The 14,163-nt window shown below is 67.6% G+C and carries 13 protein-coding genes; 1 reads left to right on the top strand and 12 read right to left on the bottom strand.

The genetic code is table 11. The annotated features are described in order from the left end of the window. Positions 1–5: 5 nt before the first annotated feature. The 8 genes from AC3WON_RS01205 to AC3WON_RS01170 all read right to left on the bottom strand — a co-directional run bounded on the left by AC3WON_RS01205 (position 6) and on the right by AC3WON_RS01170 (position 8,833). The gene (locus tag AC3WON_RS01205) at positions 6–563 is read right to left on the bottom strand and encodes a hypothetical protein (RefSeq protein ID WP_492350919.1); all 558 of its coding nucleotides are present in this window, start codon (positions 561–563) and stop codon (positions 6–8) included. Further along, positions 560–1,777, bottom strand: a complete 1,218-nt coding sequence (locus AC3WON_RS01200; protein WP_492350918.1) for a TolC family protein — start codon at positions 1,775–1,777, stop codon at positions 560–562. The genes AC3WON_RS01205 and AC3WON_RS01200 overlap by 4 nt, the downstream gene beginning before the upstream one ends. A 100-nt stretch (positions 1,778–1,877) precedes the next feature. Beyond that, complete coding sequence (locus AC3WON_RS01195) at positions 1,878–2,231, bottom strand: hypothetical protein (protein ID WP_492319194.1); 354 nt, start codon at positions 2,229–2,231, stop codon at positions 1,878–1,880. Positions 2,232–2,638: 407 nt separating this feature from the next. Next, positions 2,639–2,821, bottom strand: a complete 183-nt coding sequence (locus AC3WON_RS01190) for a hypothetical protein (protein WP_492319195.1) — start codon at positions 2,819–2,821, stop codon at positions 2,639–2,641. A gap of 989 nt (positions 2,822–3,810) precedes the next feature. Next, positions 3,811–4,953 (bottom strand): CaiB/BaiF CoA transferase family protein, encoded by a 1,143-nt coding sequence (locus AC3WON_RS01185; RefSeq protein WP_492351000.1) that lies wholly within the window; start codon positions 4,951–4,953, stop codon positions 3,811–3,813. Positions 4,954–5,031: 78 nt separating this feature from the next. Beyond that, on the bottom strand, positions 5,032–6,024 hold the full coding sequence (locus AC3WON_RS01180; RefSeq protein ID WP_492350917.1) for a tripartite tricarboxylate transporter substrate binding protein: 993 nt from the start codon (positions 6,022–6,024) through the stop codon (positions 5,032–5,034). A gap of 59 nt (positions 6,025–6,083) precedes the next feature. Continuing rightward, positions 6,084–7,268 (bottom strand): acyl-CoA dehydrogenase family protein, encoded by a 1,185-nt coding sequence (locus AC3WON_RS01175; protein ID WP_492319197.1) that lies wholly within the window; start codon positions 7,266–7,268, stop codon positions 6,084–6,086. Between the two features lie 11 nt (positions 7,269–7,279). After that, a complete protein-coding gene (locus tag AC3WON_RS01170; protein WP_492319198.1) occupies positions 7,280–8,833 on the bottom strand; it encodes an acyl-CoA synthetase in 1,554 nt (517 codons plus the stop codon). A 131-nt stretch (positions 8,834–8,964) separates the two neighbouring features. On the opposite strand from AC3WON_RS01170, the gene AC3WON_RS01165 reads away from it, so the two are divergent. After that, positions 8,965–9,858 (top strand): LysR family transcriptional regulator, encoded by an 894-nt coding sequence (locus AC3WON_RS01165; RefSeq protein ID WP_492350916.1) that lies wholly within the window; start codon positions 8,965–8,967, stop codon positions 9,856–9,858. Between the two features lie 21 nt (positions 9,859–9,879). Here AC3WON_RS01165 and AC3WON_RS01160 read toward each other — a convergent pair whose 3' ends face one another. The 4 genes from AC3WON_RS01160 to AC3WON_RS01145 all read right to left on the bottom strand — a co-directional run bounded on the left by AC3WON_RS01160 (position 9,880) and on the right by AC3WON_RS01145 (position 14,119). Then, on the bottom strand, positions 9,880–10,884 hold the full coding sequence (locus tag AC3WON_RS01160; RefSeq protein WP_492319200.1) for a Bug family tripartite tricarboxylate transporter substrate binding protein: 1,005 nt from the start codon (positions 10,882–10,884) through the stop codon (positions 9,880–9,882). 72 nt (positions 10,885–10,956) lie between these two features. Beyond that, entirely contained in the window at positions 10,957–12,123 is a 1,167-nt protein-coding gene (locus tag AC3WON_RS01155) for an acyl-CoA dehydrogenase family protein (RefSeq protein WP_492350915.1), read from the bottom strand. A 21-nt stretch (positions 12,124–12,144) separates the two neighbouring features. Continuing rightward, positions 12,145–13,335, bottom strand: a complete 1,191-nt coding sequence (locus tag AC3WON_RS01150; protein WP_492350914.1) for a CaiB/BaiF CoA transferase family protein — start codon at positions 13,333–13,335, stop codon at positions 12,145–12,147. 13 nt (positions 13,336–13,348) lie between these two features. Then, positions 13,349–14,119 carry an enoyl-CoA hydratase/isomerase family protein gene (locus tag AC3WON_RS01145; protein WP_492350913.1) on the bottom strand — a complete coding sequence of 257 codons (771 nt, stop codon included), beginning with the start codon at positions 14,117–14,119 and terminating at the stop codon, positions 13,349–13,351. Positions 14,120–14,163 lie beyond the last annotated feature (44 nt).

Genomic DNA, 14,163 nt, shown 5'->3' with positions numbered 1-14,163 from the left:
GGGCCTCAGCTCTTCTTATGGACATTGCGGCGCCTCACGCGCCAGGCCGCGGCCGCCAGGACAACCGCCACAAGCAGGACGATCCACGGCCAGCGCGCTTGCCACAAAGCCCCGAGGCCATGGGCGTGCCCATCCGCGGCAACGTTCAGGCTGCCCTCGATCAGGTCCGACTCATCGCCGGCAACAAGCGTGAACACGAGCGCATGGTGGCCCGGTTGGCGCAGCGCCTTGAGGAGTTTCTCGTCGGTAAAGGAGTAATCGCCGAAGTCGGCATGCAGCTTGCCTTGTGCCTTGATGCCGTTGAACTCGACCTCCAGCGTGCCGTTCAGCACCGGCTCGTTGGTGACGTAGCGGTCGACCATCACCGACAGCTCATCAGGGGCCAGCGTGCCAACCAGCTCGAACGCTTCCGTATTGGCTTCGATGACGGGCTGGGCATTCGCCGCGGCGCCGGTGCTCGCCGGCGCATCCAGATGCTCGCCATTGGGGCCATGGGCGCCCGGCGCCGCATGCGCGGCGCAGGCGAGGGACAAGAGCAGGGTAAGGAAGAACTGGCGGATCATGGCAGGACTCCGAGAGCCTGGTTCAGGTTGGCAGTGGCGATGCCGCGCCGGGCACGCTGGCGCGCCAGGTCGGCTTCGGCCTCGAGGGCCTGGTTCTGTGCGCGCAGCACTTCAGGCAAGCCGATTTCGCCGGCATTGAAAGTTCTTCGCAGTAGTGCCGCCCGTTCGGACAGCGTGGCGTTGCGCTCTTCGGCAAGTCTGAGCTGCTGCTCTGAGAGCGACAGCGTCGCCTGTGCCGCGTCGATCGCGGAGCGGACGATGCGTTCGGTGCGATCGAGCTCGGCCCGGGCTGTCATCAGTTCAGTCTGCGCGGCAGTCTCGCGTGGCAGGTTGCGCGCGTCGGTAGCGAACGGGATCCTGATGAACAGGCCGACGGTCTGGTCGCTGGGCATGCCGCCGCCCGCACGGTCGTTGCGGTACATCACGCCGACTTCCGGCGGGTCGCGGCGCGATTTGCGCAAGTAGCCCACCTGGCGCTCGCTGCGCAGCACGGCCTGCTGCGCAGCTTCCAGCCTTGGATGGCTCACGGCACCGGCGGCAGGATCGGTCACTGGCGCTGCCGCTTCGTCATATCGCAGCGGCAACGCCGATACACCAGTCGCTTGCAGCAGCCGCGCCCTGGCATCCACCAGCCGGGCCTCGCTGTCCGCGAGCAGGCCCTGCGCCGCCAGGTAGTCCTGCTGCGCCAGCAGCAGGTCGGTGCGCGCCAGGTCGCCGGCGGTGACCCGCCGCCGAACATCGTCGCGCAGCGACGCGGCGATCTCTGTGCGGCGCCGCAGCACATCGCGTTCCCCTTCCACGGCCACGAGCTGCCAGACGCGCTCGCGCACCTCCGCGGCAACGTTCAGCCGCGCCAGGGCGGCGCCGGCTTCGGCCTCGGCCGCTTGTGCGTCGGCCAGGTCCCCGCGTGCCGCACGCTGGCCTGGCATCCACACCGGGACGCCAAGCTGGACCTCGCTCTCACGCAGGCCGCGCTTTTCAGTCCAGCGGTCATCGCGGTGCAGCAGGCCAAGCGTGGGCGGCCCGGCGATCAGCGAATCCGCCTGGACCCGGCTGGCCGCCGCCTCCAGGCGCCGCCCCTCGGTCGCCTGGAGGGCAACGGACCGCTCCCACGCGGTATTGAAAAGCGCGTGCAGATCCGCCGGCGCAGGCTGGCCATGGGCCGACGGTGCCAGCAGCGCGGACGCAACAATGGAAATGAAGAACTTCTGCATGGAATCCCCAACGCAAATCGCGATAACACAGGCAATGCGGCGGGGCGCGGCGCAAGCCATTGCGCCACGTCAGGCAATCAGGAGGTCAAATGCCCCGCCGTCAGGCGGGCGCGTGAGGGGGGCGTAAGGGTGGACTGCCGCCGGGGTCAGGCATGCGGCCGCCGAGGAATAACGGCTCGGGCTGCGTCTGCTGCGCCAGCGGCAACAGCAGGCCCGCGGGCAGCGGTGCCTGGAAGTGGGTGCCGTAGTCGAAGTCGAGTTGATGCGACGCGGATGCTGTGGAATCGTCGAACGCGATTTCCCCGTCGTCATCGTGGTGATGGGGGACATGCTCGGCGTGCGCCGCCATATGGTCCGGCGGGAAGCCCGCTGAATGCGTGAGTTGCCGCTGCGCTGCGGCCAGGGCCTGCAGCGGCAGGATCAGCATCAGGAGGATGGCAATCACGCGCGACATAGGGCGGGATTCTACCTGACCTAAAGGGGGCTGGCGCGGGACTGGCGGGACGACCGTGTAACCGATTGTGGCGGCAAGGCCGCCGAACGTTAATCTCTTCGTAGCTCTAGCTGACGTACGCTCTACCCACTGCGCAGCGCCTCACTTTCGCAGCAGGTACGAGCCTGTGGGTTCTTGGCCGATAGCAGGCGCACGTAGGCGGACCAAGGCAAGGAGAACGCCTGGGCAAGGGTGGTGAGCTCAAGTGATGTTCTGGGCGCACATTTGCCAGGCAGTGTCTGGAAAATTCCATGAACGGGCGATTTGGGCAGATACCGTCCGGCAGATCCGATCGAACGGCCACGCTTGATGCGGCTTTCACGAGGACTGTCTGACGGTGCCGAAGCACCGCCAGCCCAGAGGCACTGCTATGCCGCAAGCGGCCCGGCTGCCATCAAGGCATCCAGCTTTGCCTTCACCATTTCAAGCAGGCAGAGCGCGCTGAAGCACGCTTCCGAGCGCACGCTTTGCTGCTCCAGCAGCACGAGCACGCCTTCAATGCCGGCACGCACTTCATGCAGGCACGCGTTGGTTTCGATTGTATCGACCATTACTGACTCCTTACCGGGTTAATGCGCGCCACTCATTTGAAGGTGAGGGTGGCGGGCCAGACAGCGAGGGTGGAAACCCGGTTAGAACAGGGAAGAACCCGGTCAGCCTTTCAGCTGCCTCGCTCGGCCCGCCATAGAACCAGACATGTTCGTGCGAGCAGAGGCGTTGCCGTTTGAAAGCGCAACGCCTGTCCCTGTTCCGACCTTCGGGTTTCCACGCCCGGTCATCGGCGATCCGATGACGTGACCAGTATTTCCTGCCGGAGTCGTGCACGCGATAAGAGATGTCGCATTTTGGAGCGGTTGGGCGAAGCTTGCCGCAACGCGATTGAGTAGGAAATCGCTGAGTCTTGGAATGCGAGGTGGTCGCTGTGTGGTTGGTTGTCGCTCTTGACTAGCGTGGGCTGTTTCGCCGGCGTAGCCGGCGACCTACTTCTTGTCCAAGCGACAAGAAGTAAGCAAGAAACGCGTCGCCTGGGCGGCTGGCAATAAATTGCACGGCGTTGGTGGTTCGCACGGTGGTGCTTGCCGTTTGGGCTTGGGTGCCCGTTCGACCCTGCTACGCCATGTGAGTGTGGGACAGTGCCTGCGTTAACCCACTATTGAACGATCCCCATGCAGGGCGTAGGCCGCCTGCTGCCAGCCGTATCGCGGGGACGCCTACGGCTGCTACGCAGGCTCAAAATGCGCTGACGGTCATTGGGCGCTTGCGCGGAGCGCAGCCGAAGGCGTTGACGCGATATCTGCGTCCAATAGTCGGTTGACGTAGGCACCGGACAGGGAGCGTAGCTGGGTCGAACGGGCACCCAAGCCCAAACGGCAACCACCGCCGCCATATGACCAACACCGTGCAATTTATGGCCAGCCGCCCAGGCGACGCGTTCTTTGCCTACTTTCTGTCGCTCGGACAGAAAGTAGGTCGCCGGCTACGCCGGCGAAACAGCCACGCCCGCCAAGCACGACAACCGACCGCATGGAACCAAGCCAAATCATGAGTTCCCGATCCCGCCACCGATGATCTTGGCCAGAGATCCGTCCACACCATGCTCCCCCACCTGAGCCACAAAATCCTCCCCCTCCGGCAACCCCAACGAAAACCTCACCGGAAAATTCACAGCAATCCCGCCTTCCCCAGGCACCGGCCGAACCACCTCCCGCGCCTGCACATGCGGATCCTCAAACAGCGCCGTCGCCCCCAGCACCGGCGAGAACGGAATATCCAGCGGCCCGAAGAACGCCTCCCACTCGGCCAGGTCGCGCGTGCAGAACACCGCCGCCATCAGGTCATTGACCTCCAACTTGTGCCCGTACCGTCCAGCCCGCGTGGCAAAACGCGGATCGCGCAGGGCCGGGAATTCTTCGCCCAGCGCCTCGCACAGATTGACCCAGAACTTGTTCTCGAGGATGCCCATCGCCAGATGCAGGCCATCACGCGTTTCGAAGAGATCGTTCTCCGGCATCACGGTAGGGGATGCCTGCGGCGATGCCTCATGCCCGCGCGCGGCCCAGGCGCCATGGGCGGTCCACGACAGGATCGCGTCATGGATCGAGACATCCAGATGTTGACCCTGTCCGTTCTGGCGCGCACTCATGATTGCCACCGCAAGCGACAGCGCCGCGTAGCCGGAGGCGGCGTAATCCGACACCCGCACGCGCGGGCGCGAGACCTTGTCGTGCACCTGCACCGGCGTCGCCCAATAGCCGGCCAGCGCCAGGTAGTTCAGGTCATGCCCGGCGTGGCTGGCATAGGGGCCAGTCTGGCCGAAGCCCGAGACCGAACACAGCACGATGGCGGGATTGACCGCCGCCAGCGCTTCATAGCCCAGCCCGAGCCGCGCCATCACGCCGGGGCGGAAGCCTTCCACTACGGCATCGGCATTGCGCACCAGGTCAAAGAAGGCTTCACGGCCTGCATCGGTCTTCAAGTCCAGCGCAACCGAGCGCTTGCCGCGGTTGAACTGCGCGAATACCGTCGGACCGAGCTGCCGCGCAGTATCGCCGGTGCCGGGTTGCTCGACCTTGATCACATCCGCGCCCAGTTGCCGCAGCAGGCTGCATGCATGCGGACCGGGCAGCAACTGGCTGACGTCGATGATGGTGACGTCCTTGAGACAGGACCATTCTGGCTTCATACAGGGCCTTGGGGGAGAAGGAAAGAAGGGGTGCCGCACGCGCGGAAGGTGGCGTGCGGCGCGGGGCGGGCAGGGCGCTCAGCCCAGGTCGCCGACCATGCCGATCGACTTCATCAGGTCGCCGTAACGCGCGTTGTCGCTGACGACAATGGTGCCGAACTGCGCGGGCGAGGCGCTGCGGCGCAGTTCGCCGGCATTGGCCTTGAGCTGGGCATCAAACACGCCGGCCGTCTGCAGGGCACCAACGGCGGCGTGGAGCTTCTGCGCCAGTTCGGCCGGGAAGTTGGCCGGTGCGAACAGGCCGCTCCAGTTGTCGATGACGAAGCCCGGGGGCAGGGCTTCGGCCATGGTCGGCACGTCCGGGAAGAACGGCGAACGGGCGGCCGCAGTGACGGCAAGCACCCTGACCTGGTTATTGCGCACGTACTGTGTCGCGGTGCCGAGCACCGGCATGCCGAACTGGGTTTGTCCTGTCAGCATGGCGGTGATGATCTCCGGCGCACCCTTGTAAGGGATATGCACGGCGTCACAGCCGGTCTGGTGCAGCATGGTTTCCACCGCGAGATGGGCGATGCTGCCCTTGCCGCCGGAGCCGTAGTTGAACTTGCCCGGCGCCTTCTTCATGGCGGCGATCAGTTCGGCAGCGGTCTTGTAGGACGACGAGACCGGCACCACCAGCGCGGACGGCCCGCCAGACAGTGCGGTGATCGGCGTGAAATCCTGCGCCGGGTCATACGGCATCTTGCGGTACATGTGCACGTTGATCACGTGCGTATTGGCCAGGATGCCCAGCGTATAGCCATCGGGCGCGGCACGGCGCAGCGCGCTGGCGCCGATGATGCCGCCAGCGCCGGGCATGTTCTCGACCACCAGCGGCTGGCCGAGCTTCTTGCCCAGCTCCGCCGACAGCGTGCGGGCCACGTTGTCGGGCGTGCTGCCGGCGATAAACGGAACGATCAGCCGGATCGGGCGGCTGGGGTAGCTGGATGAAGCGCTGGCGGCGCGGGCCGGCAGCAGCAGGCTGCCCAGCGCGGCGGCGCCGGCGGTGGCAAGCCAGTTTCGGCGGTTCATGCTTGGTCTCCGTGGTCTTGTCTTATGGTCTTCATGCCGGCGGCGAACCGCCGGCACGGTCAGGCCTTCTGCTGCTGCAGCGGTTCAAGGATAGCGCGCGCAATGGTATTGCGCTGGATCTCGCTGGTGCCGGTGAAGATGCGGAACATGCGCAGCTTGCGGAAGGTCTGCTCCACCGGGTGGCCGCGCGTGACGCCGACGTTGCCGTGGATCTGCACTGCCTTGTCCGCCACCTCGAAGCAGCGTTCCGAGACAAAGAGCTTGCACGCCGCGGCCTTCATGCGCAGGTCGGCGCCGGCATCGGCCAGCGCGGCGGTATGCGTGATCATGCTCTCGCAGGCCCACAGCGCGGCGGCCATGTCGGCCAGCATGTGCTGGATCGCCTGGAAGCGCGCGATCGGCCCGCCGAACTGGCGGCGCTGGCCGGCATATGCCACCGACGACTCATATGCCCTGGTGGCCAGCCCCAGCATGCTGGGGCAGTGCAGCAGGCGGTTCACGTTGATGCGCGACATGCCCAGCTTGAAGCCGTTGCCTTCGCCGCCAAAGATATTGGCGCGCGGCACGCGCACGTTCTCGAAGCGGATGTCGCCGTCGATATGCTGGCCCGACATCGGCACGTACTCGTTGCTTACCGTCACGCCGGGCAGGTCCAGGTCGACCAGCACCGCGGTGATGGCCGGCGGCGTGGTGGTGGCGTCGGTCACGCACATGACGATGGCAAAGTCGGCGAACGGCGCGCCGCTGATGTAGTGCTTGCCGCCGTTGATGACCAGCTCGTCGCCATCGGCCACGGCCGAGGTCCTGATGCTTTGCGCGTCGGAGCCGGAATGCGTTTCCGTCAGTGCGAAGCAGGTCGATTTCTCGCCGCGGATCACGGGCTCGAAGTAGCGCTTGAGCTGGTCCGGGGTGGCGTACTTGAGCATATTGCCCACGCGCGGCGGGCCGCCCAGGTCGCCCAGCACGTGCGCGGCCAGGGTGGAGCCGCTGGCGGCCAGGTCGGCCTTGAGCGCGCATTGCTCCTGGATGTTCAGGCCCTTGCCGCCGAGCGATGTCGGCAGGCAGGCGGCGTAGAAGCCCAGTTCGCTGGAGCGGCGCCAGACCTTGCGCAGGGTCTCGCGCGGCCACGGGTCTTCAGAGCCCAGGCCGAGTTCCTGTTCCAGCGGGCGCAGTTCTTTGTCGATAAAGCGGCGGATGCCGGCGCGGGTTTCCAGCAGTACGGGATTGGTCAGGTGGTCGAACATGGCGGACTCCTTCAGTTCACGCGGCGCCCGACGCCTTGCCAGTAGCGTTCGCGCACGATCTTGCGGGCCAGCTTGCCGCTGGCGTTCTTGGGCAGCTCGGCGACAAAGTCCACCGAGCGCGGCGACTTGTAGTCGGCAATGCGCTCGCGGCAGTGCGCGATCAGCTGCTGCGCGGTGGCCTCGCGCCCGGGGCGCAGCGTGACCACGGCCTTGACGCTTTCGCCCCAGGTGTCGTCCGGCACGCTGATGACGCAGGCTTCCAGCACGTCGGGGTGCTGGTACAGCGCGGCTTCCACCTCGGTCGGATAGACGTTGAAACCGCCGGAGATGATCATGTCCTTCTTGCGGTCGACCAGGTACAGGTAGCCGGCCTCGTCCACGCGTGCCATGTCGCCGGTGTGCAGCCAGCCATCGATGATGGTCTCGCGCGTCAGCGCGGGCTCGTTGAAGTAGCCGTGGAACACGTCCTCGCCGCGGATCACCAGTTCGCCGATCTCGCCCACGGCGACCTCCTTGCCGTGCTCGTCGACCACGCGCACTTCGGTCTCGCCCAGGGCGCGGCCGCAGGAGGCCAGGCGCTCAGGATGGTTGGCAATGGCGTCGGCATGGTCGGTGGTGGACAGACGTGTGACGCCCGAGGTCGATTCGCTGGCGCCATAGCCCTGCGACAGGATCGGGCCGATGCGCTCCCAGGCCTCGCGGATGCGTGCCGGCGCCATCGGCGCGGCACCGTAGGCCAGGGTCTTCAGGCTGGACAGGTCGGCCTGGGCCAGCGTGGGCTCGGCCAGCAGCATGTTGATCATGGCCGGGACCATGAACACGTGGGTGATGCGCAGCCGCGCCACCTCGGCCAGGAAGTGCGCGGGCTCGAATTTCTCGAACAGCACCAGCGTGGCGCCCTGGTACAGGTAGGGCTGCATCAGCATGCCGGAGGCGTGCGTGACCGGCCCGATCAGCGCCAGCCGGTCGCCCGGGCGCGCCGGGCGGTCCATGCCGGACACCATCTTGCGCAGCGCCGCCATGCGGTTGCCGTAGCTCTGCATGGCAGCCTTGATCTTGCCGGTGGAGCCGGACGAGAAGTGCAGCACGGCCAGGTCGTCGGGGGCAGGGGTGATGTCAGGCGGCGTGGTGCCGGCGTTGGCCAGCAGCGCCTCATATTCGACATAGCCCGCCGGCGCATCGCCGATGGCGATAAAGGTCTCGATGGCGCCGAAGCCGGCCGTGGTGCGCGCATAGCCGGTGTAGCCGGGGCCGGCGATCAGCACGCGCGGGGTGCAGTTTTCGACCACGTCGCTGGCCTCGGCCGCGGTGAAGCGCGGGTTGAGCGCCGCCTTGACCAGGCCGGCCTTGTACAGCGCGCATTCCAGTTCGACCAGCTCGGGGCGGTTGCGCGACTGCACCGCGACGCGGTCGCCGGGCCGCAGGCCCAGTGCCAGCAGCGCATTGGCCAGGCGCGTGGAACGTTCGTCCAGCTGGCGATAAGTCACCACCTGGTCCTGGTAGAGGATGGCGGGCTGGTCGCCCCAGTAGCGCGCGGCGCGGCGCAGGAAATACGCGAAACCCATGCTGTCTCCGTTGATGCCCGTTGATTCCGGTGAGCTTTTACGTGTGCTCGTGCGCCGTAGTCTGTAAGATGACAGGCATCACCACAATGACGCATTGGCTATAAAGTCATAACCATCAGGAATGTGAGGCAATGGAGACGCGGGATATCGAGTACATCCTCGCCGTGGCGGCGCACGGCGGCATCGGCCGTGCCGCGGAAGCGCTGGGGATCAGCCAGCCGGCGCTGACCAAGGCGGTGCAGCGGGTGGAGACCCAGGCCGGGCTGCCGCTGTTCGAGCGCACCGCCAACGGCATGACCGCCACCTACGCCGGCACGCGCTTCCTGGAGCGGGCGCGGCGCATCCAGCTGGAATACGAGGACGGCATCAAGGAGATGCTGGGGATCCGCACCGGCGAGCAGGGCATCCTGCGCGTGGGCTATTCGCCGTCGATCCCGGGCAGCGTGATCCTGGGTGCTTGCCGGCAACTGGTGCGCGAGCGTCCCGTGGCGCGTCTGCGGCTGCGCCGCAGGTTGGCGCGCGACCTGCTGGACCTGCTGGCGGCGGGGGAGCTGGATGTGGCGGTGGCGCCGGCGCCTTCGGCAGCCTCATCGACCGGCCTGGCGGTACAGCCGCTCTTTGACGACCGGCTGGTGGTGGTGGCGGACGAGGGCCATGCCTTGCTGCAGCGGCGCAAGCTGCGGCTGGCGGACCTGGCGGACCAGGAATGGCTGCTGCCCGAAGGGCATATCACGCTGCGCCAGCAGGTGGACGCGGCGTTCCGCCAGCGCGGCCTGCCGGAACCGCAGCCGCGCATCGAGATCGACTTTGGCAGCAGTTCGCTGTTTGCGCTGATGCAGGGCACGCAGATGCTGAGCATCGCCAATGAAGGCGGCGATGCCATGCAGCACGGCCTGCGCGTGCTGCCGCTGGGCGTGGAGGAGCTGGACCTGCGCCGGAACATCGGCGTGATCTCGCGCGAGGGCGCCTACCTGTCGCCGCTGGCGCAGCGCCTGACGGTGCTGCTGAGCGAGCACAGCCGCTGAGGCAGCGGCAGGGCCACGCGGCTATTGCAGCGGGATCTTAGCCACCTCCGCCAGCCGCTTCCAGCGCTGGATCTCGTCCTTCTGGTACTGCAGCATTTCGGCAGGCGACGACAGGATCAGCTTGGTCGACTGGCGCGTGTAGTACTCGCGCACATCCGGGGCCCTGCCGGCCTGCGCAAACAGGTCCTGCAGCCGTTTCACCACCGCCGGCGGCGTCTTTGCCGAGACCGCAGCGGCCACCCAGTTATAGGCCAGGAAGTCGGGCAGGCCGGCTTCGACGATGGAGGGCACGTCCGGCAGCAGCGGCGAGCGCTGCGGTGCGGTGTAGGCCAGCGCGCGCACCTTGCCGCCGCGGACCAGTTCGATGGCGCCGGTGGCATCCACCACGGCGAAGTCGACATTGGCCGCCATCACGCCGTTGATGGCATCGCCCGCGCCCTTGTACGGCACGGCGGTGGTCTTGATGCGGGCCAGTTCGTTGAGCCACTCCGAGTAGAGCGTGTAGGAGATCGAGCCCGAGCCGTAGTTGAGCGCGCCGGGGCGCTTGCGGGCATCTTCCAGCAGCTCGGCCAGCGTGCGGTAGGGCGAGCTTGCCGGCACGATGATCACGCATGGCCCGCGCGACAGCAGCGTGATCGGCGCAAAGTCCGTCAGCGGGTCATACGGCAGCTTGCGGAAGGTGGCGGCATTGGTCGACAGCGTGGAATTGCTGCCGATAAAGACGGTGTAGCCGTCAGGCGGCGCGTTCAGCGCGGTCTGCACACCGATAAAGCCGTTGCCGCCGGGCTTGTTCTCAACCACCACGCCCTGGCCGGTCAGCTCGCCGATCTTCTTGGCGAACATGCGCGCGGTGGTGTCGGTGCCGCTGCCGGAAGGGAAGGGCACGATAAAGCGGATCGGGCGGGATGGGAAGGCGTCGGCGGACTCGGCGGCGGGCGCTGCCAGCGGCGTGGCGGTGCCGATGGCCGCCAGCGCGGCGGCAGCGAGTCCGAGGAAGCGGCGGCGGGAACGGAAGGCCTGTTGCATGGTGTCTCCTGAGCGTGGAATGCCCGGCGTGTTCCCGCCGGTGCAAGGGGATAAGCGGGGATAAACGGGGGCTTAACGGCGCAAGCCGAGCAGGTCGCGTGCAATCACCCAGCGGTGCACCTCGCTGGGCCCTTCGTAGATGCGCATCAGACGGGTCTCGTTGGCCATCTGCTGCAGCGGCAGCTCCTTGGTCATGCCCATCGCGCCGAAGGTCTGCATGGCATGGTCGATCACGTCCCACGCCATCTCGGTGGCGAATACCTTGATCATCGATACCTGCGTGCGCGCCTCGTCGCCGGCGTCGATGCGGCTGGCGGCTTCGTAGGTCATCAGGCGGCAGGCGTGGATGCGCGTCGCGGCGTCGGCCACCCACCACTGGATCGCCTGGCGCTGCGCCAGCGGCGCGCCGAAGGTCTGGCGCTGCGGCGCGTACTCGCAGAGCATGTCCAGCGCGCGCTGCGCCCGGCCGATGCACCACGCGGCCATCTGCACGCGGCGCGTGGACAGCCGCGCCTGCATCGGCGCAAAGCCCTGGCCTTCGGTGCCCAGCAGCTGCGAGGCGGGGATGCGGCAGTCTTCCAGCACCACCTCGTAAGTCGATGCGCCGCCGATCATCGGGATGCGGCGCTCCACCCGGAAGCCCGGCGTGCCGCGCTCGACGATAAAGGCCGAGATGCCGCCGCGCGCGCCCTTGGCCTTGTCGGTCACGGCCATGACGATGGTCCAGTCGGCGCGTGCCGCGCGGCTGATCCAGATCTTGCGGCCGTTCAGCACCCATTGGTCGCCGTCGCGTTCGGCGCGCGTGGTCATCATGGCGGGGTCGCCGCCGGCGCCGGGTTCGGAAATGGCGATGGCCGACACGGTCTCGCCGCGCGCGTAAGGGGCCAGGTAGCGCTCGCGCTGGGCCTCGCTGGCGCTCAGCATCAGCATGCGCAGGTTGGGCGAGTCCGGCGGCAGTTCGTAGGGCGTGATGGTCTTGCCCAGTTCTTCGTTGACGCCCACCATGGCCACCGTGGGCAGGTCGGCGCCGCCCATCTCTGTGGGCGCATCCAGGCCCCACAGGCCCAGTTCGCGCGACATCGCGTCAAGCCGCGCGTGCTCTTCCGGCAGCAGCGTCATCTGCCCGCCGGCGGCTTCGCGCGCCAGCACCGCGGGTTCCAGCGGGATCAGCTGGTCGCGCACAAAGCGCGCGACCAGGTCCTTGAGCATCCGGTGTTCTTCGTCCAGTTCAAAGTTCATGCCCTGTCTCCTGCTGATTCGTTATGGTTGACTGACACCTTGCGCGAGGCCCAGCTCCTGCAGGACTTCGGCGGTGTGTTCGCCCAGTCCCGGCGCATGGCGGCGCAGCGACAGCGGCGTGGCCGAGAAGCGCGCGGCGGGGCGCACTTCGCGCAGCGGGCCTTCGGTGGGGTGCTGGGTTTCCTGGAACAGGCCGACGGCGCGCAGGTGCGGGTGGTCGACCAGTGCGTCCAGGCCGTAGATCGGCGTGGCGGGGATGTCGAGCGACTCGAACAGCGCCATCCATTCATCGGTGGTGCGCGCCGGCGTCAGCTCGGCCAGGTGACCGTACAGCGCGCGGATATTGGCGTTGCGCTGCGCGCGGTCGGCCACCTCGTAGCGCTCGGCCAGGTCGTCGCGGCCCACCGCGCGGAAGAAGGCTTGCCAGTGGCGCTCGGTGTAGGGCAGGGCGCAGATCCAGCCGTCGCGGGTCGGCGCGGGGCGGCGCCCGCCCTGCAGCAGACGGGCGTAGCCGGCACCGGCGGGCGCGGGCTCGAAGGTCAGGCCGCCCAGGTGCTCGGCCATCACGAACGCGGTCATGGTCTCCAGCATCGGCACCTCCACCGACTGGCCGACGCCGTGGCGCTCGCGGTACAGCAGGGCTGCCAGCACGGCGTTGGCCAGTGCCAGCCCGGTGGTCTTGTCGGCGATCAGGCTGGGCACGTACTCCGGGCGATCGCCGGTGGTGGAACCCAGCGCGACCAGCCCGCAGCCGGCCTGGATGATGTCGTCGAAGGCCGGCTTGTCGCGGTGCGGGCCGTCCTGGCCGAAGCCGGTGGCCATGCAGTAGACGATGCGCGGGTTGATGCGCGCCACTTCGGCATAGCCGAAGCCCAGCCGCTCGATCGCGGCTACGCGCATGTTGTGCACCAGCACGTCGGCGCTGGCGATCAGCCCGCGCAGCGCCTCGGCGCCCTCGGGGGTCTTCAGGTCGAGCACGACCGAGCGCTTGTTGCGGTTCAGCGCCAGGTAGATCGAGCTCATGCCGGCGTGCTGCGAGACGCCGTTGGCGCGCATCAGGTCGCCCTCGGGCCCTTCGATCTTGATCACGTCGGCGCCAAAGTCGGCCAGCACCTGCGTGGCCAGCGGCCCGAGCACGACCGCGGTGAGGTCCAGCACGCGGATGCCGTCCAGCGGGCCGGCCGGCGTGGCGCGGGTGTCTTGTTCGCTCATCGGGGCCACTCCTTCAACGGCGCTTGAAAACAGGGGCGCGGCGCGCGGCCATGGCGGCGACGCCCTCGCGGAAGTCTTCGCTGCGGAACTGTCCGTGCTGGATTGCCAGTTCGCGCTGGTTGATCTCGGCGATGCGGTCGGCCAGCCCTTCGCGCAGCGTGGCGCGCGTGGTTTCCACGGCCAGCGGGGCGGAGGCGGCGATCTCTTGCGCCAGGGCCATGGCGCGGGCATTGACCTGCGCCTTTTCCACCAGTTCATCGGCCAGGCCGATCTCGACCGCGTCGGTGCCGGTGATGCGCCGGCCGGTATAGAACAGCAGCGCGGCCTGCTGCTCGCCCACCAGCCGCGGCAGCGTCAGGCTCATGCCGAAACCGGGGTGGAATCCCAGCCGGTTGAAGTTGGCGCTGAAGCGCGCCTCGGCGCAGGTCACGCGGAAGTCCGCCACCAGCGCCAGCCCCATGCCGGCGCCGATGGCGGCGCCTTCCACCGCGGCCACGATCGGCTTGCGGTTGCGGTAGAGCCTCATCGCATGCGCGTAGAAGCCGCCCGGGTCGTTGGCAACCGCGCCCTGGTCGGCGCCGCTGAAGTCAGCCCCGGCGCAGAAAGCGCTGACGCCGGACGCCAGCACGATGGCGCGGCAGTTCTCGTCGTCGTCCAGCGCCTGCAGGGTGTCGGCCAGGCGCCGCATGATCTCGGCATCGACAAAATTGTGCGGCGGGCGGGACAGGACGATGCGGGCGACGTGGCCTTCATGGGTCACCTGGATATTGGCGTCGGCTGACATGCGGGGCGTTCCTCTGTGGTGGATCGGCTCGGGGGCCGGGATGG

Source organism: Cupriavidus sp. FW305-46, from assembly GCF_058787075.1.
Note: the sequence above shows the minus strand (reverse complement) of the source record. Positions and strands in the feature narration are given on the sequence as shown.